Raw genomic sequence first — 19,782 nt, 5'->3', positions numbered from 1 at the left:
TGCCGTATGGCGGCGGGCGCCTCGGCATGCGTCTTTCCCGCCCCGGTCAGGCGTCGTCAGGGCCGCGTCCAGATAGGCCGAGAACCGGGCATACGCCGCCGCGACGGGGGATACGCATGCCGAGGGCGCGCCCCGCGCCCCAGTGAACCGATCCCCGTACTGTCCCCCCGAACTGTTCCCAGCACAGTCCCCACAGAGAGGCCGTCGTGGACGAATCCGGTCTGAAGTCGCTGCTCCAACACCTTCCGGTGTCCTGGTGGGAGGCCGACCGCGAGCTGCGGGTGATCGACAGCGGCGGGGGCGCCTTCGACGACACCCGCACCGCCCAGCGATTCCTCGACACCGTGTGCCGAGACCTTCCCGGCCCCTCGACCACGGCGGGAACCGGCCACTGGCAGGCACAGTTCGACGGCCGGGTCTTCGACGTGAACTGGCCCCTCGACCGCCCCCGGCAGGACCGCACCCGCGGGATGGCGGTCGAAGTCGTCCCTGGCCCGATGGCCGCCCGCCGCTACGACGCCTTCGCCGACCTGGCCCCCGCCGCGGCCTTCATCCGGGACGCCGACGGGCGCTACCTCTGGGCGAACCACGCCTACGCCCATCTGTACGGCACCACGCCCGCGCAGGTCATCGGCAAGTACGTGCACGACGTCGACGCCCCCGCCGACGCGGCCCAGGTCCACGCGCTCGACCAGGCCGTGCTCGCCCGCGGCAAGCCGGTACGGCACACCCTCACCTACCACCGTGCGGACGGCACCAGCGGGCACGCGGCCGGCCATCGCTTCCCCGTACGCGAAGGCAGCCAGACCTGTGTGGCCGGCATCTACATCGACATCAGCGACCACACCCGCGCGCTGGAGCAACGCCGCGAGGCGGAGGAGAGCCTGTGCGCGCTGCGCGACCACAGCGGGCTGCCGTGCGCGCTGATCTCCGCGGGTGGCCGGATCCTCCAGGCGAGCGCCGCGGCCGCCGAACTGCTGGGGACCCGACTGTCGGACCTGGTCGGCCGCCGGGCCGACACCTTGCTCGCGCCCGCCCCCGAGCTCCTGGCGCTCCGGCGCGGCTGGCGCGCGCTGATAGGCCGCCGCAGCCGGCGGATCCAGACCTCCGCGGTCCTCGTCGACGCGCACGGCCGCCAGCGCCGCGCCCGGCTGCACCTCACCGCGGTGGCCCGCAGCGCGGCGCGCGCCTCCAGCGTCTGGGCGCTGGTCACCCACCACAGCCTCGCCCACGAGGCGTATCCGCCCTTGACGGCCGCTCAGGTCCGCATCCTGTCCCTGCTGGCAGCCGGCCGCAGCAACGCCGAGATCGCCGCCTCGCTCCACCTCTCACGGCAGACCGTCGACTATCACCTCAGCCGCCTGCGGGAGCTCCTGGAGGCCCCGACCCGCTGCGCCCTGGTGGCGCGCGCCTACGTCCTGGGCATCCTCGCCCCCCAGACCTGGCCACCGCGCTCGGCGACGGCCGGCCATCCCCACAGCGTCACCTGAGGAATGCCGGACCGGGACGTACGGCGGTGTCGCCGGGATCGGTAGCGGCCAGAGCTCGGGAGCGCATCGCGCCTGCCCGAGCTGTGGCCGGTTGGGGTATCTCCCGCCGTATGCGTATGCGTATGCGTATGCGTATGCGTATGCGTATGCATATGCGTATGCGGTCCGGCGGTGAACCCTCTCTCGCCGCTAGCGACAAATGTCGCGCGCGATCGGTCCGCGCGATTGCTCCTCTCGCATGTACGTCACTCGCTCACCCGTCCTCAGGGCCGACGGCTCCGGGTCGGAATCCCGCAATTCCGCGTACGGGGCGAGAATATCGGCCCCGTCCTCGTCCGCCCGGATGATGGCCTCCTGGCGGCCTTCGCTGACCGCCTGTACGGTTCCAGACCTGCGATGGTTCATCTGTACTCCTGTTGTGGTTGCGCGGTGTTCTGTTGTCCTTCCGAGGCAGGGAAGGCGCCCCGAAGAGCCCTTTGGCGCGGCCGCTGTTGTTCACGCTCTTCCGTGAGGCTTTGTCGGAATGAGTAATGAGTGAGCAAGGTGGAAAGCGCATGCCTGCACACATGACTGGGTGTGTGCTTCGAGCGGAGAGGATCGGCCCCTTGCAACTTCCTCCCGCTCAAGGTCATTATGTCCCGGGAAGATCGCGAATCCCGCGGAGCATTGTGGATCTGTCACCCCTACGCCTAACCACTTATTTCCGCGGAAATCGGCGTGCACTGAGCGAACTGCTGCACTGCAGTACTCCGGCGCGCGTACGGCCGAATAGCCTTTCCCGCGCGCCTCCCGAATGGCCGATGCGCCGTGGCGGTCGGCGAGTAGGGGAGAGCGGCGGCGCACGGCAAACCCGTGGGCGGACCGGCCGAGTTGGCCGGTGGAAACGCACGCCGTTGATTCACCGGCCCTTGCGATAATCCTCTCATGCGATTGTCCGGTCGCATGGGGTGTCGGTGCCTGCTAGGGGGCGGAGTTCGCCGAGAAATGCGATAACGGAGATCTCGGTCCGTGATCCCGCGTTTGCGGGCCGTAGGGCCGTAGGGCCATAGGGCCGCAGTGCCGCAGCGCCGCAATTCCAGGCGCGCCGACGCTCCCGGAAACGAACTGCCCACCCGCGCCGGCGATCTGACCGTGGCTCTCTCCCGGGGCCCCCGCGGTGCGCCGCGCGGCGTGCGGCAGGATGGCAGCTCGTGTCGGGGCGTCCGCGGATGTCTCGGCGCATTCGCAGCCCTAGAGACAAGCAGGTGGCAAGGTGACGAAACATCACTTCCGGCACTCAGCAGTACCGTTCATCCGGGCCGTGGGAGCCGCCCGGTGAACCGCGCACTCACACTGCATGACGCAATCGTCGCCGGGGCCGCGCTGGCCGCCGGTGTCGCGGCCGGCCTGTTGCTGCGAGCGGCCTTGCGGTGGCTGGGGAAGCACGCGCGCAGGACGCGGTGGAGCGGCGACGACGTCATCGTGGACGCCTTGCGGTCCGTGGTGCCCTGGGCTGCGATCTGCGCCGGCTTGGCGGCGGCCACCGCGGCGCTGCCGCTGGCGGCCACCGTCGGACACACCGTCAACCAGACGCTGACCGTGCTGCTCATCCTGGTCGTCACGCTCACCGCGGCCCGGGTGGTCACCGGCCTGGTGAAGTCCCTGGCCCAGTCCAGGTCCGGCGTGGCCGGATCGGCCACCATCTTCGCCAACATCACGCGCATCATCGTGCTGGCGATGGGCTTTCTCGTCGTACTGCAGACCCTGGGCATCTCCATAGCCCCGCTGCTCACCGCGCTGGGCGTGGGCGGCCTCGCGGTCGCCCTGGCGCTCCAGGACACCCTCGCCAACCTCTTCGCGGGCGTGCACGTCCTCGCCTCGAAGACGGTGCAGCCAGGCGACTACATACGGCTGAGCAGCGGCGAGGAGGGCTATGTCGTCGACATCAACTGGCGCAACACGGTGGTGCGCCAGCTCTCCAACAACCTGGTGATCATCCCCAACGCCCAGCTGGCCGGCACCAACATGACCAACTTCACCCGGCCGGAACAGCAGCTGTCGATCCTGGTGCAGGTGGGAGTCGGTTACGACAGCGATCTCGAACACGTCGAGCGGGTGACCACCGAGGTCGTCAAGAGCGTGATGACCGACGTCAGCGGCGCCCTCCCCGACCATGAACCGGCCGTCCGTTTCCACACCTTCGGAGACTCCAGGATCAGCTTCACGGTGATCCTGGGGGTCGGTGAGTTCAGCGACCAGTACCGGATCAAGCACGAGTTCATCAAGCGCCTGCACCAGCGGTATCGGGCCGAGGGCATCAGGATCCCCGCCCCGACGCGGACCGTGGCACTGCACCAGTCCGACGGGGTCGCCATTCCGCACCAGCGGGGGACGATGGCGCCGTAGGGGCGTGGCGGCCCGGCCCACCGGCCGACGGCCGCCGTCAGCCGCTCTTGCGCCCGCCGCGCCCGGCCACCGGCACCTCAAGGGCGCGGGCGATACCCACCACGCCCTCGTCAAGGCGCTGGAGGTGCCGCAGCACGCGGAAGGTGACGGTGTCCGACCGCGGTGCGGCGGAGCCGTTCGCTTCCAGCATCGAGGCGATGCTGGCACCGGAGGCGACCTCGCCCTCGGCCGGTTCGTCCTTCACCCGCGCGGCGATGAGATCGATGTTGCGTGTGATGCGACGGCCGACGCCATCGAGCCGAGGGTCGGCCGCCACGGTCTTGCTGGACGGCAGGAGTTCGGCCGTTGCCGCCAGGGAACGTGCGTGATAGGCGCAGGTCTCCAGGAGCGCCACCAGGTAGCGGGCGGTCTGCCGGCGCACCCGCAGCGGCGTGATGGGATGCATCAACGGCTGGGTGGAGTCGCGCAGGTCGTTCAGGGCGGTGTCCAGGTCGCGCGCCTGGCTCAGCAGGTCGGCGGCCGGCCCGCCGCTGAGCTGCTCCACCGCCGCGGACACCGCCTCGCGCAACCGGACCAGGACGGTGCCCAGGTGCTCGTCCGTACGGCGATCGGTGTGCACCGGCAGCACCAGCACGGCGGCGACGATCCCGCAGGCGGCGCCCAGCGCCGTTTCCTCGATGCGCAGCACCAGCGTGGCGAAGCTGTAGGTGTTGAGGAGCGTGTAGAGCAGGCCGAGCATCGCGGTGATGAAGAAGGACATCAGCGCGTACGACAGCGGCGCGGTGAAGAACGCCCCGAAGACGCAGAGCAGGACCAGCGCGAACGCCGTCCAGGTGTGGTTGCCGACCAGGCCGGCGAGAGCGACACCGGCGACCACGCCGAGCGCCGTGCCCAGCAGCCGGCGATAGCCCTTGACCAGGATCTCGCCCGTGGACGCGGTGTTCAGGAACACCACCCAGCAGGTCAGCACCGCCCAGTACCAGCGCTGGCTGGAGAGGAACTCGCCACCGACGATGGCCAGCGCGGAGCCCACCGCGACCTGGCACGCGGCCCGGGTGGTGGGCCGCTGGAGCCCGGTGCGGTCATCGGCGTCGTCCTCCTCCTGCTCCGCTCCGACGATCGCGAGGTCCTCGGCATCGAACTCCTCCCGCGAGCGCGTGGTGGCCGAGGTGTCGTCGGACTCGTCCTGCGGCCCGTCCAACGCCAGCCGCAGGCCCAGGACGGCGCGGGCGGCCTCACCCAGTCCGCGGAAGGCGTCCTGGACGGCCGGTGAGGCGCGCGGCAGGTTGTCCTCGTCGCGATAGCCGAGCAGCCGGTTCCGTACGTGGGCCAGCGCGGTGCCGCGGTCGTCGGGTGCCGGCCGCGCGACCAGCAGATGGAGCGCTTCGAGGCCCCGGCGCAGCGTGGCCAGGGCATCGCCCTCGGCCTGCATGCGGTTCGCGATGGCCGGCACGGGTGCATGCGGCAGATGCATGGTGAGGGTGTCGGTGCGCTCCGCGCTGCGGGCATTGAGCAGCATCATCCCCAGCCGTTCGGCGGCGATCTCGGCGTCCGCGACCCGGCGCTGGAGCAGCCCCGCGGTGGCCGCGTCGCGGGTTCCCTCCTCCAGGCGGCCCTGGATCATCAGCGCCGCCTCGTGCAGCCGGGAGGTGTGCCGCCGCAGGTCGTCGAGGACGTTGTCCAGTTCCTTCGGCCCGGCGTCCACGAGCTCCAGGTGGGTGGCCACCAGCTGCGCGAGGCGTGCTCGGAAGGCCTCACGCAGTCGGCCCAGGGTGCGTTCGGGGGTGTCGGGGAAGACGGTGAACCGTACGACCGCGCTGCACACGAACGCGAGGGTCAGGGTCAGGAACACCTCCGGCAGCGCCGGCACGGTGGCGCCCACGAACAGCGAGATGAAATAGACCTGAAAGCCGATCAGGCCCAGCGCCAGGCCGCGGTCGCCGAAGCGGCGCGCGTAGACGGCGCCGAAGATCAGGGCGAGGAAGAACAGGTCGCCGACGATGATCCTGCTGTGGAGCAGAGCCCCCAGCGTCACGGCGGCGAGCGCGACGGGCAGGCCGAGGGCGAGGGTGATCGCCTGGCCGCGCACCTCCTTCTCCCTGATGGCGAAGGTCGCGACCATGGCTGCCATGGCCCCCGCGACCATGAGGGTGATGCTGGTGTCGAGCAGTGCGAGGACGATGAGGGTGAGCACGATCGCCCCCACCGTCCGCAGTCCCGCCATCAGCCGGAGCAGCCCGGGGTCGGATGCCGCGAAGCGGTTCCAGGTGCCGGTCCCCGCCCGTCGTATCGCTGCTGTCACGCTGCCGCACGCTCCCCACTCTTGGCATCGGCCGAGGCCATGCGCGCCGTCGGCCGGGCGTCCCCAGCATCGCATGACGCCTGGCCGGGGCCGCCGTCGGCCGGATCGAAGCGGTGCGTTGGACTCCGTTTTCCGTTCAGTCTCCGTGCGAGGAGGGGGCCGAGCGGCCGTCCTCGGCGGCCTCGTACGCGGCGCCCGCCACGGCGAGGTCCTCCCATGCCATCCCCACGCTCTTGAAGAGCCGGGGGCGCGCCGGGTCGGCGGTCGCGGCTCCGGTGGCCAGGTCGACGAGCGGGACCAGCGCGGCCCGGTCGAGGTGGCCGCTGTCCAGGTCCGGGAGGAGATCGCCGGCTTCGCGTACGGCGGCGGAGCGGGACTCGACCACGACCGTGCTGCGGCGGACGGTGGCGCTGTCGACCTCGCGGCTGCCGCGCTCGTGGGATCCGACCGCCATCACCACGGCGTGATCCGGCAGCAGGGCGCCGTCGAACAGCGGAGTCCTGGCGGTGGTGCAGCAGGCGACGAGGTCGGCGGTGGCGACGGCGGACGGATCGCCGGGCTCGACGGCGAGCCCGGTGTCCCGGCGGGCGGTCTCGACGAACCGCTCGATGTGCGCGGGAGTGCGCCCCACGACGGTGACCTGGGCAAGGGGCCGGACCACGCGCAGCGCGTCCAGGTGGCCGCGCGCCTGGGGGCCGGTGCCGAACACCACCAGGCGACAGGCGTCGGGTGCGGCGAGCAGGTCGGCGGCGAGGGCGGATACGGCGGCGGTCCGTACGGTGGTCAGCGCGATCCCGTCGAGCAGCGCCACCGGGGTGAGGGTCGGGGCGTCGAACAGCAGGTACTGGCCCTGCACGCGGGGGAGTCCGGCGGCCGGGTTGTCCGGCGCGACGGTGGCGATCTTGACCCCCGTGTACCGGCTCCGGTGCGCGGGCATCAGGAGCAGCTGCCCGTGTTCGACGGGCACGATGGTCCGGGGCGGGTCGGATTCGGGGTCCGCCCCGTCCCGCAGGGCGGTGCGTAGCGCGTCGATGGCCGCGGCCATCGGCAGTGCGCGCAGGAGGCCGGTCTCGCTGATGATCCGGGTCGCAGTCATGGAGCGAAGCTAACGGGAGAGGGGCGTCCGGGGCGCGTGTGGTGCGTGGGTTCCGGGCTGCGGCGGGAACGTCACGCTCCCGCCGCACCCTTGCGGGGGCACGGCCCGCGCCCCCGCGGGGTCAGCAAGCGCCCAGGTCCTGCCAGACCCCCGAGCCGCCGGTGGAGGGCGTCTCGCCCTGCGTCCACCACTTGGCCTTCCACGTGCGCCCGTTGTACGCGACCGTGTCGCCGCCCACATAGACGGTGCCGGCACTGTAGGCGGCGGCGGTGCACTCGCCGTTGCCCGGTGGCGTGGTGGGCGGCGGGGTGGTGGGGGGAGTGGCCCCGGCGAACTTCACCGAGTACTTGGTGAAGTCGTACGCGCCCTGCGGGACGCTGCTGCAGGTGCCGGACGTCTTGCCGTTGTTGTCCGGCGGGGAGCACTGTCGGTCCCGGTTGACGGACCAGTTCGTGAAGCGCGCCATGTGGTGGGCGGTCGCGAAGTCCAGCACGGTCTGGAAGTCCGCCTGGGTGAAGTACTCGCCGGTGTCGCTGCGGCCGTTCATCTGCGAGATGCCCTCGTGGGCGTACGCGGTGGCCTCGTCCCACCCGAAGGTGGAGCGCAGCAGGGAGTTGAAGTTCGTCAGGGCCGCGGTCTGCGAAGCGGCGCCGTTGAAGCCCCCGTCGAAGGGCATGATGGAGAAGTTGTCCGGGGTGAAGGACTGGGACTTGGCTTCGTTGAGCATCTGCTTGCCGAACCAGCCGGTGCCGTCGGCGGTCCCGGCGGTGGTGACGGAGAGATAGATGCCGGGGTTCTTCTGCTGAAGGATCTTGGCGGCCCCGATTTCGTTGTGGATGGCGGCGGCGTTCTCGTACTCCGGCTCCTCCAGGTCGAAGTCGAGCGCCTTGAGGTCGTACTTGTCGACGACCTGCTGGTACGCGGCAGCGGTCGCCTCGGGGGTGGCGCAGCTCTGTCCGAGCTTGGTGCCGCCGTATCCGCCGATGGAGGCGGAGACGTCGCCGCCCTTCGCGCGGATCGCGGATATCACGCCGGCGACCGCGGTGTCCGAGCCCACCGGGCTGGTCCCGCCCCATGTCGGCGAACAGCCACCACCGTTCGGCGCCAGGATGAAGGCGAGCTGGAACGCCTTGAGGCCGGTGGCGTCCATCACCGCCCCGGCGTCCGGCGGGTCGTTGTCGAGCGGCATGAGATAGGGCGCCGCCGCGTACCAGTTGCTGCCCACGGCCTTCGGGGCCGGGGCGGCGCCGCGGTGGCCGGCGGCGAGAGCCGTGCCGGCCGCCGCGAGCGCGAGGCAGGCCGCCGAGACGGCGGCGGCGAGAGTTCTGACGTTGCGAGGTGGCACATGCCCTCCCACGGGCCGAAACTGGTCCAGACCAATTACCCCACAGAGTGGCCCCCGGCCGTGGGGGCGTCAACACTTTGGACTGGACCAGTGCCCCGGCGTACTCGCTCAGCCGTACACCGTCGACCGGGCGCGCGCGTACGCCTCACGGATGCGGCGGCCGGCGGAGCCGTCGGCAGGACCTCCCCGGTGTCGGCGTCGCAGACGACGACCTTGCAGGACTGGGGGGAGGAGTCCACCCCGGCAACTGTGGGCATGACGTTGTCGCTTCCGCTTCCGCTTCCGCTTTCGCTTCCGTGCAACGGGACGAGAGGAAAAGGGAGTTCAGGCCTGCGGGCGGAGCTGGATCTTGCGGCCGGAGCCGTCCCGGAACGTCTGCAGGGCGGCGCCGAAGTCGTCCAGCCCGAAGCTGTGGGTGATCATCGTGTCGGCGTCGACGACCCCCTTCGCCATCAGGTCCACGGCGCGCCCGAAGCTGTGCAGGACGGCCATCGATCCGGCGATGGTGATCTCGTCGTTGTACACGCGGAACGGCGAGAAGGACGCCTTGGCGGCGGACGGCGCGACGCCGAACTGCAGGAAGGTGCCACCGCGGCGCACCCGGGTCAGACCGTCCTCGATGACGGGGATGACGCCGGTGCAGTCGATGACGGTCTCCCAGCCCTGCGGCCGGTCCAGATTCGAGGCGCTCACCGCGGTGGCGTCCGCGCCGAGCTGTTCGGCGATTTTCAGCCGGTCCCTGTTGATGTCGACGACGGAGAGGGATGCCGCGCCGGCGGTCTTGGCGAGCTGAAGCATCATCAGGCCCATGGTGCCGGCGCCGTAGATGAGGTAGTGGTCGCCGAGGCGCCGCGGCAGGACGTCGAAGCCGCGTACCGCGCACGACAGCGGCTCGATCAGCGTCCCCTGCGCGACATCGACGCTCTCGGGCAGCCGATAGCAGTTCGCGGCGGGCACCTTGACGTACTCGGCCATCGCGCCGTCCACGGTGTCGCCGATCGCGCCCCAGTTCTCGCAGAGGTTGCCGTGTCCGATCGCGCAGTAGTGGCAGGCGCCGCAGAACAGCGACGGGTCGATGGCGACCTGCTGCCCGGTGCGCAGACCGGTCACCCCCGCCCCCAGCGCCACGATCTCGCCGGTGAACTCATGGCCGGGAATGATCGGGTACGGGGTGGGCGCGAACTCCCCCTGGACGATGTGCACATCGGTGCCGCAGATGCCCACCGCGGCGGGCGCGACGACGACCTCGCCGGGGCCCGGGGTGGGGTCATCGACGGTGGTGGCCTCGTAGTGCTCGGGGGCGTGGATGACGACAGCGCGCATGGGCGGGCCTTTCTCAGGGGGACGCGGGAGCCGGAGCTCGGGCCGGCTCAGCTGTGGGGATCGACGGTGCGGACCTGGACGCCGAGGTCCCGGACGGGCCGCAGTTCGCTCTCCGGCGTGTCGGCGTCGGTGACCAGCAGGTCGTAGCCGCTGACATCGCCGTAGGGATAGGTGGCGGTGCGGCCGAACTTGCTGTGGTCGACGGCCAGTACGGCGCGGTCGGCGGCCCGTGGGTACGCCCGCTTGTTCTCCGCGTATTCGCGCACGGGATGGAAGAGCCGGCCGTCGCGGACCGAGGTGGCGGTGACGAAGGCGACGGTGGCGCGGATGTCCTCCAGCTGGCGCCGGGTCCCGGGGCCGGCGCAGGACTCGAAGTCCTCGTAGAAACGGTCGCCCAGCAGCGTCACCTCAACCGGCGAGGCCGCCAGGAGGTAGGTGATGCGCAGCGAGTTGGTGATCACGCGGATCCCGTCGACGGTGGCGAGCCGGCGGGCGAGCGGGAAGAGCGTGGAGCCGCAGTCGATCAGCACCGTGTCACCGGGGGAGACCTCTTCCACGAGGGCGTCCGCGATGGCGGTCTTGACCTCGACATGGGCGTTCTCCCGGAAGCGCAGCGCGCTCTCCATGGCGACGTTGGAGAAGGCCGTCGCCACTCCGCGGCCCTTGCGCAGCAGCTGCCGCTCGTGAAGGTTGTCCAGATCCCGGTGCATGGTCATCACGCTGACGTGCATGCGCTCGGCGAGGTCGGCGATCCGGATCTCGCCTTCCTGGGCGACATGGCGCAGCACCGTCTTGCGGCGCTCCTCCACCTCGGCCTCGGAGCCGCGACTCGCTCTCATCGTGGGCGCCCCGTTCGTTTCCGCGGCGTCTTCCGCCGCGCCTTCACCCTAGAACATCACACATTTTATGTGAAGCTCTTGAAATTCTTTGTGAGGTTGTTCGGGCTGATGGCCACCTCGGGCGAATGCCCGGCCCCTCGGGAGGCCCCCGCCGTGCTGCGCACGCCCCAAGAGAGCGATCCCTCGCCGCCCCGCCCCGCCCGCCGTCCTCGGGATTCCCCGGGCCCTCATATGGGGCTCTATCGGCGCCCTGCTCTTCATGATCGGCGACGGTTTCGGTTATCCGCTGTTCGCCTACTCGGGAGGGCTTTGATGAGATCCACGAGGGAGATCGCCGAGGAATTCGGCAGCAGCCGGTTCAAGGTGGCCCGGATCCTGGAGGCCGCCCCCCCGCGACGGCTTGATCCGGCTGGAGATACGCCTGCCCGCCGAACTCGACGCCGGCCCCTCCGACGCCCTGCGTCACGGAGTCCACTCGCCGGCCGGAACCGGGCGCGGACAGGGCCCGCAGCAGTGCCGATTTCCGGCCGTCTCTCTGCGATTTCCACCCGAAATGCACTCTTCGTGTCCGCGTGCAAGTCTGGTAGCGGCCCATAGTCCGAGATCCGCCACAGGAGGCACGATCGTGGGCAAGAAACAGACCAGACAGAACCGCGGCGCCCGCACCGGCGGGCATGAACGCAGCGCCGCCGCGGAGGCGAGGGAGCAGGCGAAGGCCTCGGCCCCACACGAGACGGAGCAGCCGATCTCGAAGCACGTCGCCCATAGACAGCAGCGGAAGTTCGGCCACAACTGATCTTCGCCGGCCTGCCGCAGCCGGGTGCGCAGCGGTGGCAATCGGCACGGGGTGTCACCGCCGGGGGGTCGGTGCGCCCGAATGGTTTTCGGCGGACAAGGCGGCATCGACGGGGGGTGAGGTTCCACCGGTGGACGTGTGCTGCCGCGTCTTGCGCCCAAGACGCTAGGCGGGGGGCACGGTTGCCAGCCAGGAAGCCACGGCCTCGGTGATGGGCTGGTCGGTGTCGAGCTGGATGAAACCGAACTGGCCGCCCTGGTTGCACTCCAGGAACCACCAGGTCCGGTCGGCATCCTCGGCGAAGTCGAAGGCTCCGTACGAGAGTTGGGCGGCGCGCAGGTAGGCATCCACCGCACGGGCGATGCGGTCGGGTACCTCGGTCGGCTCCCAGATGCCGTTCTCCGTGAAGCGGCTGTCCACCTCATCGGGGTCGGACTTCCGGCGGGCGGCGAAGAGCTGCCCGCCGACGCAAGTGAGCCGGATATCGGCCTGCTTGCAGATGTGCAGTTGGAGCAGGGTCGGGCTGGCCGCCACCCCGGCGAAGTCCACGTCCGGGCTGATACGGGTGGTCGGCAGCACCATCGGCGGATCGGTGGGATGCCTGCCGGACACCGATTTCACCACGACGTCCTGATGGGCGACGGCGAATTGGCGGGCGACCGAGGGGAACGACGTGATCACTGTGGGGGGTACGGCGAAACCGGCGTGGTGGGCGGTCCGGAATTGCCAGGGCTTGCAGCGTGCCTGCGCGGCCGCGACGGGATGGTTCATCCAGCGTGCACGGGTGGAGGTGAGCATGCCGTACAGGGCGTGCTCGGACTCGGCCGTGAGCCATGCGGACTGTTCCGGGGCATGCGCTCCGGGAGTGCCGGGGCGCCGGACCCAGACCGAGCGCAGACTGCTCAGACTCACCACGCGTTCGCCGGCCTTCAGGTATCCCTCGAAGCCGCCGTTGACGTACTGCGCTGACAGGGCGACGTCCCCGGGCAGGTCGGCGGGGTCGAGGCGGACGAGCGGGACGCCGAGTTCGTGCAGCCTCGACACCACCATGTCCGCCGTCAGGTCCTCCTCGCAGGTGAGGATCAGTACGGTCATCGAAGATCAGTCGTCGAAGTGGGTCTTGGAACCGGCTGTGGAGGCGGTGGAGCCGGTTGCCAGCAGCACCGCCCGGCTGCACGAGGCCGGGCGGCCGTCAGGCAGGACGTTCAACTGCCGGGTGGGGTCATAGGCGTACGGAGTGGTGGACGGCGACTGCGTCACCGGTCGGGCGTAGCTCAGCGCGAACGGTCGCATACCTTCTCCTTCGGGGGCTCGGGTGTCTCAACATCCGGTGGTGCAGGGCGGGGACAAGTAACGCCCCATGGCTAGTCTCTACGGATTGCGCTACGAAGGTGATCGAATCATGGCTATTTTTGATCGCTTTCATCGACATTGTTGACGAAACCGTCGCGAGGTCGTAGCGAGCGTGCGCCGGGTCGGTCGTCTTCGGGCGTGGCCGTCACTTCACCGACGCAGGAGGACGGGCGGCAGTTGCACCCCCGGCTTCGGCCTGCGCCGGAACCGGCCATCGGCGGTGCGCGCGACCCGGATCCGTACGGCAGAGGCGGACCTGTGACGCACGCGTCCGCGAGGTGACGAACGCGTCCGCGAATTTTCGTTATCGGCGTCCGGCCGCCGGATCTCCTGAGTGTTGGACCAGTACGCAGTGGAACCCGCACCGGAGAGAGAACCCGTATGAATCGCGCAACCGAGACCCCGACGGACGACCAGTACCAGCCCCAGCACCCGCCCCGGCAGGCCGCGGGCCGGCACGGCAGGCGGCGCGGGGCACACCGTGGGCGGCGCCCCCGCTGGGTGGTGGCAGCGGGCGGCGTGGCCGCGCTGACGGCCGTGGTCGGCGGCGGATACGGCGTCGCCCAGTCGCTGGCCGACACCCCGTCCGGTGACACGCGTACGGCGGCCGAAGAGGCGCGGCGCGCCGAGGCGACGTCCCTGCCGATCGCACGGTCCGCCGCCCCTTCCGCGACGCCGACGCCGAAGCCGTCCAGAAAGCCGTCCGCCGCCCGCAGCGGCTCCCCGAAGCCGACCGCCGGCGGCAGGTCGTCGAGTCCCCGTAAGAGTGCCAGGCCCAAGACCACACCCACCGCACACACCGACGCCCGCCCCGCTCCCCGAACGGGCGCCCCAGGAGGCGGCTCGACGAGCACCACCGACCGCCTGGCGCAGCGGGTTGTCGAGTTGGTCAATGCGGAACGCGCCAAGAAGGGCTGTTCCCCCGTGACCGTCAACGCCAAGCTCCGGGCCGCCGCGCAGGGGCACTCCGACGACATGGCCGCCCGCGACTACTACGACCACACCACGCCCGAGGGCATCGACCCCGGCGACCGGATGACCTCCGCCGGCTATCACTGGATCACATACGGCGAAAACATCTACAAGAGCCCCAAGGACGCGCAAACCGCTATGGCTGGCTGGATGAAGAGCCCCGGACATCGTGACAACATCCTGAACTGCGCGTTCAAGGAAATAGGTGTGGGCATCAACCTGCGTTCGAACGGTCCGTGGTGGACCCAGAACTTCGGCGCATCCTCCTGAGGCGTGGGACAGCCGGACGAGAGCGGACAGGCGTAGGCGCAGGCATGGAACGGGAATACGGAGCCGCGGTGGTCGCGGCGGCCGGGGCCGGCGATGAACGGGCCCGGGAGCGGTTGATCGCGGAGTATCTGCCGCTGGTCTACAACGTCGTGGGGCGGGCCCTCAACGGGCATGCGGACGTCGACGACGTGGTGCAGGAAACCATGCTGCGGATGCTGGACGGGCTCGACGACCTGCGCGACCCGGCCGCCTTCCGCTCCTGGCTGGTGGCCATCGCGATGAACCAGGTCCGTCGGCGGTGGGCGGACCACGGCCGGTCGCGGGCCGTGGGGCTCGACAAGGCGCTGGATGTCGCCGATCCGGGCGCCGACTTCGTCGGCATGACGATCTTGCGGCTGCGCCTGTCCGGGCAGCGCCGGGAGGCCGCCGAGGCCACCCGCTGGCTCAACCGCGAGGACCGGGAACTGCTGTCGCTGTGGTGGCTGGAGGCGGCGGGCGAGATCACCCGGAGCGAGCTGACCACCGCGCTGGACCTCACCCCGCAGCACGCGGCGGTGCGCGTCCAGCGGGTGAAGGAACAGCTGGAGACCGGTCGGCTCGTCGTACGGGCGCTGGCCGCTACGCCGCGCTGCCCCGGGCTGGAGACCGTCATCGGGCCGTGGGACGAGGTGCCGTCCGCGCTGTGGCGGAAGCGGATAGCCCGCCATATACGCGCGTGCGAGACGTGTTCGGAGCAGTCGTGCGACATGGTGCCCACGGAGGGATTGCTCGCCGGCCTCGGTCTGGTGCCGGTCCGGCAGGCTCCCGCCGAGCCGCACACCCTGGAGAACACCGCGGACCTCACGGACATCACCAGCGACGCCGCCGGGCTCCGTGCCGACGAGGCGATACCCCGCACTCGGCGGCCCCGCACCCCGGCCGCCGTCGGAGCGGCGACAGCGACGCTCCTGGCGGCGGCCGTCGCGATCGTCGTGCTCCCCTGGCCGACGCCGGGCGAGACCCCCCGTGCGCCGGGCCCCGAGGCACCTGCGGCGCCCACCGCAACGGCACCACCCCCCACGCCCTCGCCTTCGTCCGCCTCACCGACCGCGCAGGCCACGACGTCCGCACCGCCGAGGACGAGCCCGCCGCCCACCCGGGCGGCCCCCGAGCCCCGGCGGCTCAGCCTCGAAGAGCAGGTCACCCGGCTGGTCAACGCCGAGCGGGCACGAAACCACTGCCGCCCCGTGCGCATCGACCCCAAGCTGCACACCGCCGCCCAGCGGCACGCGGACGACATGGCCGCCCGCGACTACTACCAGCACGTCAGCCCGGACGGCGCCGGACCCGATGCCCGGATCTCCGCGGCGGGCTACGAGTGGAGCCGGTTGGGCGAGAACATCCACCGCGGACCCACCACCGCGGCCCGTGTGATGGCGGACTGGATGAGCGACGCCGCCCACCGCGACAACATCCTCAACTGCGGTTTCACCCACATCGGCGTCGGCGTCGATCTCGCCTCCGACGGCCCCTGGTGGACCCAGGACTTCGCCGCCCACTGACCGCCGCCGCGGAGGCGGACGCGCGCCGAGGGCCGGACCCGTACCGTACGGGTCCGGCCCTCGGCCGTGGCTGCCGCGCAACCGGCTACTTGGTGAAGCCGATGTGCTCGTAGACCGGGTCGGTCATCCCCCGAGCACCCATGTTGGCGACCTTCTTGTTGATCGCCGCGATGTCGGGACGCTGGTAGAGCGGCAGGATTCCGGCGAGCTGCCACGCCTCGGCGTCGGCCTGGTTCGTCTGCTTGAGCGCGCCGGCCGGGTCGGCGGCGTTGGAGCTGGCCCCGATGAGGAGGTCGTCGAGCTTCTTGCTGCCGACGTTCGCGTCGTTGTTACCGCCCTTGACGGTGTAGATGTTGCTGGCACCGCTCGCGGCGAACGGCGTGCCGAGCAGGGTGTAGGGCGAGATGTCGAAGTCGCCCGGAGTGATGTACTTGTCGAAGAAGTCGTTGGTGGGCACCGTCTGGACCTGGAGCTTGACGCCGATCTGCTGGTACATCTGCGTCAGCATCGACCCTTCGTTGGTGGACGAGGGAGTGCCCGACGGGATGACGAACCGCAGCGACAGCTCCTGGCCGCCCTTCTTACGGATCTTGCCGCTGAGCTTCCAGCCCGCCTCGTCCAGCAGCTTGCCGGCCGCCTTCGGGTCGTACGTACCGAGCTTGCCCGAGTTGTCCTGGTAGCCCTTCTGGTTGGCGATCAGCAGGTGGTTGTTCAGGACGGAGGGCTTCCAGCCCAGGCCCTTGAGGTCCGACTTGGCGATCGTCGCGCGGTCGGTGGCCATGAACAGCGCCTGACGCACCTTCGGGTCCTTCAACTTGGCGCTCTCGCCGTTGAAGGTGAGCTGGCGGTAGTTGGGGCCGCCCGCTTCCCGGATCTCACCGGCCGACACCTTGGACGCCTGCTTGTAGGCGGAGGCGTCGCCGCCGACGTCGAAGTAGTCGATCTCACCGTTGGCGAAGGCGCCGGGCATCGAGGCCTGGTCCATCGCATGGAAGACGATCTTGTCCAGCCTGGGCTTGTCGCCCCACCACTTCGGGTCCGCCACCACCGTGATCGTCTTGGCCGACTTGTCGATGTTGCCGACCTTGAAGGCGTTGGCGGTGACCGGGATCTTGTTGACGTAAGCGGTGTTGAAGGTCTTGGCGTCAGAGACGTACTTCGCCGGGTACAGCGGCTGGTTGGCGGAGGCGTTGTACATGCCCTTCCAGTCCGCGAACGGCTTGGCGAAGGTCATGACGGCCTCGTAGTCGTCCTTGCCCTTCTTGACGCTCTCCACCTGGTCGAAGCCGACGGTGGAGGCCACCTTGTACGCCTTGTCGTGGCCGCTGAGGGCCGTGGCGTTGGCCGCGAGGTCCTTCCAGGTGATCGGGGTGCCGTCGGACCACTTGGCCTTGGGGTTCAGATGCCAGGTGACGACCTGCTTGCCCTTGACGGTCTTGGAGTCCGCGTCCAGCAGGAACGCCTTGTTCGGGGTCTGCTCGGCGTTGGCCTGCGAGTGCCAGAGGCTCGGCATGAGGGCCCTCATCACGTCGACGGGGCCGACCTGCAGGCCGTCGACCTCGGTGATGTTCCACTGGGTGGCGAACATGTCGATGGCCCAGTTCATCGTCCCGCCCTGCTTGAGCTTCGCGGGGTCCGTCGCCTTGATGTTGAGGGCGGTCGACTTCTGCGGGGCCTTCTGCTCCGCGTCGTCGTCAGCCGATCCGCCGCAGGCGGTCAGTGCGAGCGACGACACGGCCAGTGTCGCGACCAGGGCGAGTGGAGAGCGGGAGACCTTCACGAGTTCCTCTTCCTGAGTGGCCGAAACATGTCGACCACGTGTGTGTGGGGATGGAGCGGACGTGTGGGAGTGGAGCGGCTGTGGGGGCGCGTCAGTGCGGTGCCGGCTCGACGACGTCGAGCGCCGTCGCGTAATGGCAGGCCGCGGTGTGGTCCGGGCCGAGGACGGCCGTGGCGGGATCCTCGTCCCGGCAGCGGGCCTGCTCGCTCGCGCCGAGCGAGCTGTACTTCGGACAGCGGCCCGCGAACCGGCAGCCGGACGGCACATCCGCCGGGCTGGGCAGGTCGCCGCTGAGCAGAATCCGGCTGCGTTCCCGTTCCTTGCGCGGGTCGGGCAGCGGGACCGCGGACAACAGCGCCTGGGTGTACGGATGGGAGGGCGCCGCGAAAACGTCGTCGGCCGCGCCCAGCTCCACGATCCGGCCGAGATACATCACCGCGATGCGGTCGGCGATATGCCGTACGACGGACAGGTCGTGGGCGACGAAGAGGTAGCTGAGCCCGAGACGGGTCTTCAGCTCGTCGAGGAGGTTGAGGACGCCCGCCTGAATGGAGACGTCGAGCGCGGAGACCGGCTCGTCGAGGACGACCAGCTTGGGTTCCAGCGCCAGGGCGCGGGCGATGGAGATGCGCTGGCGCTGGCCGCCGGAGAACTCCTGGGGGTAGCGGTCGGCGTGCTCGGCCTCCAGGCCGACCATGTCCAGGAGTTCGGGGACCCGAGCGGCGATCCGCGCCTTGTCCCAGCCGTGCGTCTTCAGCGGCTCGGCGAGGATGTCGCCGACCGGCATCCGGGCGTCGAGCGCCGCCATCGGATCCTGGAAGACGATCTGCATATCGCGGCGGAGCCCCTTGCGGTCCGACCGGTTGAGGCCGCGGATGTCCTTGCCGAAGACGGTGACGGTGCCGGCCTGGCCGCTGGGCAGGTCGAGGATCTCCAGCAGCGTGGTGGTCTTGCCGCAGCCGGACTCGCCGACCAGGCCGAGCGTTTCGCCCTCGCGGATGTCGAAACTGATGCCGTCCACCGCCCGGACCGTGCCGACGGTGCGTTTGACGACGGCGCCCTTGGTGAGCGGGAAGTGCTTGACGAGACCGTCGAGTTCGAGGACGGTGGCGCGCTCCGCACGCGGCAGCCGCTCGATCGCAGCGGCCTCCGGCAGAACCGGCACGGGATAGACCGCGTCACGGTCGAGCCCGGCGCCGATCTCGTGCGCGCGGTGGCAGGCCATGGCATGCCCCGCGCCCTCGGCCACCGTCAACTCCGGTTCCACCGTGCGGCATTGGTCGATCACGACGGGGCAGCGCGGCGCGAAGGGGCAGCCGGGTGCCAGGTCGACCATCGCGGGCGGGTTGCCGTCGATGGGGGTGAGGGCGCGGCGTGCGGTGCCCTCCGCCCGCGCCTCGTCCAGCCGGGGAATGGAACCGAGCAGGCCGATGGTGTACGGCATCCGCGGCCGGTAGTACACCTCGTCCACCGGACCCGCCTCGACCGGCCGGCCCGCGTACATGACCTGCACCCGGTCGGCGAAACCGGCGATGACACCGAGGTCATGGGTGATCATGACGATGGCGGCTCCGGTGACCTCCTGGGCGGTCTTGAGCACCTCCAGGACCTGCGCCTGGATGGTCACATCGAGGGCGGTGGTGGGCTCGTCGGCGATGATGACCTTGGGGTCGTTGGCGATGGCCATAGCGATCATCGCGCGCTGCCGCATCCCGCCGGAGAACTCGTGCGGGAACGCATCCACCCGGCGCCTCGCATCGGGGATGCCGACCACGCCGAGGAGTTCGACCGCCCGCTTGCGGGCGACCGCCTTGTCCAGCGACTGATGGACCTGGAGGGCCTCGATGATCTGGTCGCCGACGGAGTAGACGGGGGTCAGCGCGGACAGCGGGTCCTGGAAGACCATGCCGATGTCCTTGCCGCGGACCTTCGACAGGGCGGCGTCGCCGAGGCCGAGGAGTTCGCGCCCGGCGAGCTTGACGGACCCGCCGACCTCGGCGCTCTCGGGGAGCAGTCCGAGGACGGCCATGGAGGAGACGGACTTTCCGGAGCCGGACTCGCCGACGATGCCGAGGACCTCGCCGGGGCGCACGGCGTAGGAGACGCCGCGTACGGCCTGCACCTGGCCCGCTTCGCTCGGGAAGGAGACCGTCAGGTCGCTGACCTCGAGGACGGGCTGCGCCGCGTCGAGGGCCTCGGTGGGCTGGGCCGGGCTGGTCTCGGTCACCGTCGGGGGTCCTTCCTGGGGTGCGCGGTGCGCGGGGTGCTGGTGCTGGGTGGGGGCGGTGCG

General features: G+C 70.4%; 15 protein-coding genes. 5 read left to right on the top strand and 10 right to left on the bottom strand.

Annotated elements, in window-relative coordinates; translation table 11 throughout:
• Positions 1 to 206: 206 nt before the first annotated feature.
• Positions 207 to 1,490, top strand: coding sequence for a PAS domain S-box protein (locus ACIGWZ_RS16290; protein ID WP_400064973.1), 1,284 nt, complete (start codon positions 207 to 209; stop codon positions 1,488 to 1,490).
• A gap of 189 nt (positions 1,491 to 1,679) precedes the next feature.
• On the opposite strand, the gene ACIGWZ_RS16285 is transcribed toward ACIGWZ_RS16290, so the two are convergent.
• Complete coding sequence (locus ACIGWZ_RS16285) at positions 1,680 to 1,895, bottom strand: hypothetical protein (RefSeq protein ID WP_400064971.1); 216 nt, start codon at positions 1,893 to 1,895, stop codon at positions 1,680 to 1,682.
• A 909-nt stretch (positions 1,896 to 2,804) separates the two neighbouring features.
• On the opposite strand from ACIGWZ_RS16285, the gene ACIGWZ_RS16280 reads away from it, so the two are divergent.
• Complete coding sequence (locus ACIGWZ_RS16280) at positions 2,805 to 3,875, top strand: mechanosensitive ion channel family protein (protein WP_400064969.1); 1,071 nt, start codon at positions 2,805 to 2,807, stop codon at positions 3,873 to 3,875.
• 37 nt (positions 3,876 to 3,912) lie between these two features.
• Here ACIGWZ_RS16280 and ACIGWZ_RS16275 read toward each other — a convergent pair whose 3' ends face one another.
• From ACIGWZ_RS16275 to ACIGWZ_RS16255, 5 genes are all read right to left on the bottom strand, one after another.
• A complete protein-coding gene (locus ACIGWZ_RS16275; RefSeq protein WP_400065407.1) occupies positions 3,913 to 6,099 on the bottom strand; it encodes an FUSC family protein in 2,187 nt (728 codons plus the stop codon).
• Between the two features lie 214 nt (positions 6,100 to 6,313).
• Positions 6,314 to 7,273 carry an ornithine cyclodeaminase family protein gene (locus ACIGWZ_RS16270; RefSeq protein ID WP_400064967.1) on the bottom strand — a complete coding sequence of 320 codons (960 nt, stop codon included), beginning with the start codon at positions 7,271 to 7,273 and terminating at the stop codon, positions 6,314 to 6,316.
• A 121-nt stretch (positions 7,274 to 7,394) separates the two neighbouring features.
• The gene (locus ACIGWZ_RS16265) at positions 7,395 to 8,618 is read right to left on the bottom strand and encodes a carbohydrate-binding protein (RefSeq protein WP_400064965.1); all 1,224 of its coding nucleotides are present in this window, start codon (positions 8,616 to 8,618) and stop codon (positions 7,395 to 7,397) included.
• 324 nt (positions 8,619 to 8,942) lie between these two features.
• On the bottom strand, positions 8,943 to 9,941 hold the full coding sequence (locus ACIGWZ_RS16260) for a zinc-dependent alcohol dehydrogenase family protein (RefSeq protein WP_400064963.1): 999 nt from the start codon (positions 9,939 to 9,941) through the stop codon (positions 8,943 to 8,945).
• Between the two features lie 47 nt (positions 9,942 to 9,988).
• A complete protein-coding gene (locus ACIGWZ_RS16255; protein WP_400064961.1) occupies positions 9,989 to 10,780 on the bottom strand; it encodes a DeoR/GlpR family DNA-binding transcription regulator in 792 nt (263 codons plus the stop codon).
• Between the two features lie 625 nt (positions 10,781 to 11,405).
• Between ACIGWZ_RS16255 and ACIGWZ_RS16250 the strand changes: the two genes are divergently transcribed.
• On the top strand, positions 11,406 to 11,576 hold the full coding sequence (locus ACIGWZ_RS16250) for a hypothetical protein (RefSeq protein WP_400064959.1): 171 nt from the start codon (positions 11,406 to 11,408) through the stop codon (positions 11,574 to 11,576).
• 165 nt (positions 11,577 to 11,741) lie between these two features.
• Here the strand turns inward: ACIGWZ_RS16250 and tgmB are convergent, their stop codons facing one another.
• Both tgmB and tgmA read right to left on the bottom strand, forming a co-directional pair.
• Positions 11,742 to 12,671 (bottom strand): ATP-grasp ribosomal peptide maturase, encoded by a 930-nt coding sequence (tgmB, locus tag ACIGWZ_RS16245; RefSeq protein WP_400064957.1) that lies wholly within the window; start codon positions 12,669 to 12,671, stop codon positions 11,742 to 11,744.
• Between the two features lie 6 nt (positions 12,672 to 12,677).
• Complete coding sequence (gene tgmA, locus ACIGWZ_RS16240) at positions 12,678 to 12,869, bottom strand: putative ATP-grasp-modified RiPP (RefSeq protein ID WP_400064955.1); 192 nt, start codon at positions 12,867 to 12,869, stop codon at positions 12,678 to 12,680.
• A 441-nt stretch (positions 12,870 to 13,310) separates the two neighbouring features.
• Here tgmA and ACIGWZ_RS16235 point away from each other — a divergent pair, with 441 nt between their 5' ends.
• Together ACIGWZ_RS16235 and ACIGWZ_RS16230 are read left to right on the top strand one after the other, a co-directional pair.
• Entirely contained in the window at positions 13,311 to 14,171 is an 861-nt protein-coding gene (locus ACIGWZ_RS16235; protein WP_400064953.1) for a CAP domain-containing protein, read from the top strand.
• Positions 14,172 to 14,215: 44 nt separating this feature from the next.
• Complete coding sequence (locus ACIGWZ_RS16230) at positions 14,216 to 15,712, top strand: sigma-70 family RNA polymerase sigma factor (protein ID WP_400064951.1); 1,497 nt, start codon at positions 14,216 to 14,218, stop codon at positions 15,710 to 15,712.
• A gap of 85 nt (positions 15,713 to 15,797) precedes the next feature.
• Here ACIGWZ_RS16230 and ACIGWZ_RS16225 read toward each other — a convergent pair whose 3' ends face one another.
• Positions 15,798 to 17,492 (bottom strand): ABC transporter family substrate-binding protein, encoded by a 1,695-nt coding sequence (locus ACIGWZ_RS16225; protein WP_400064949.1) that lies wholly within the window; start codon positions 17,490 to 17,492, stop codon positions 15,798 to 15,800.
• A gap of 91 nt (positions 17,493 to 17,583) precedes the next feature.
• Positions 17,584 to 19,719, bottom strand: a complete 2,136-nt coding sequence (locus tag ACIGWZ_RS16220) for a dipeptide ABC transporter ATP-binding protein (RefSeq protein WP_400065405.1) — start codon at positions 19,717 to 19,719, stop codon at positions 17,584 to 17,586.
• Between the last annotated feature and the right edge of the window lie 63 nt (positions 19,720 to 19,782).

It is taken from the genome of Streptomyces sp. NPDC053427, from assembly GCF_044544985.1.
Taxonomy (GTDB): domain Bacteria; phylum Actinomycetota; class Actinomycetes; order Streptomycetales; family Streptomycetaceae; genus Streptomyces.
This window is presented reverse-complemented; position numbering and strand designations above follow the sequence as displayed.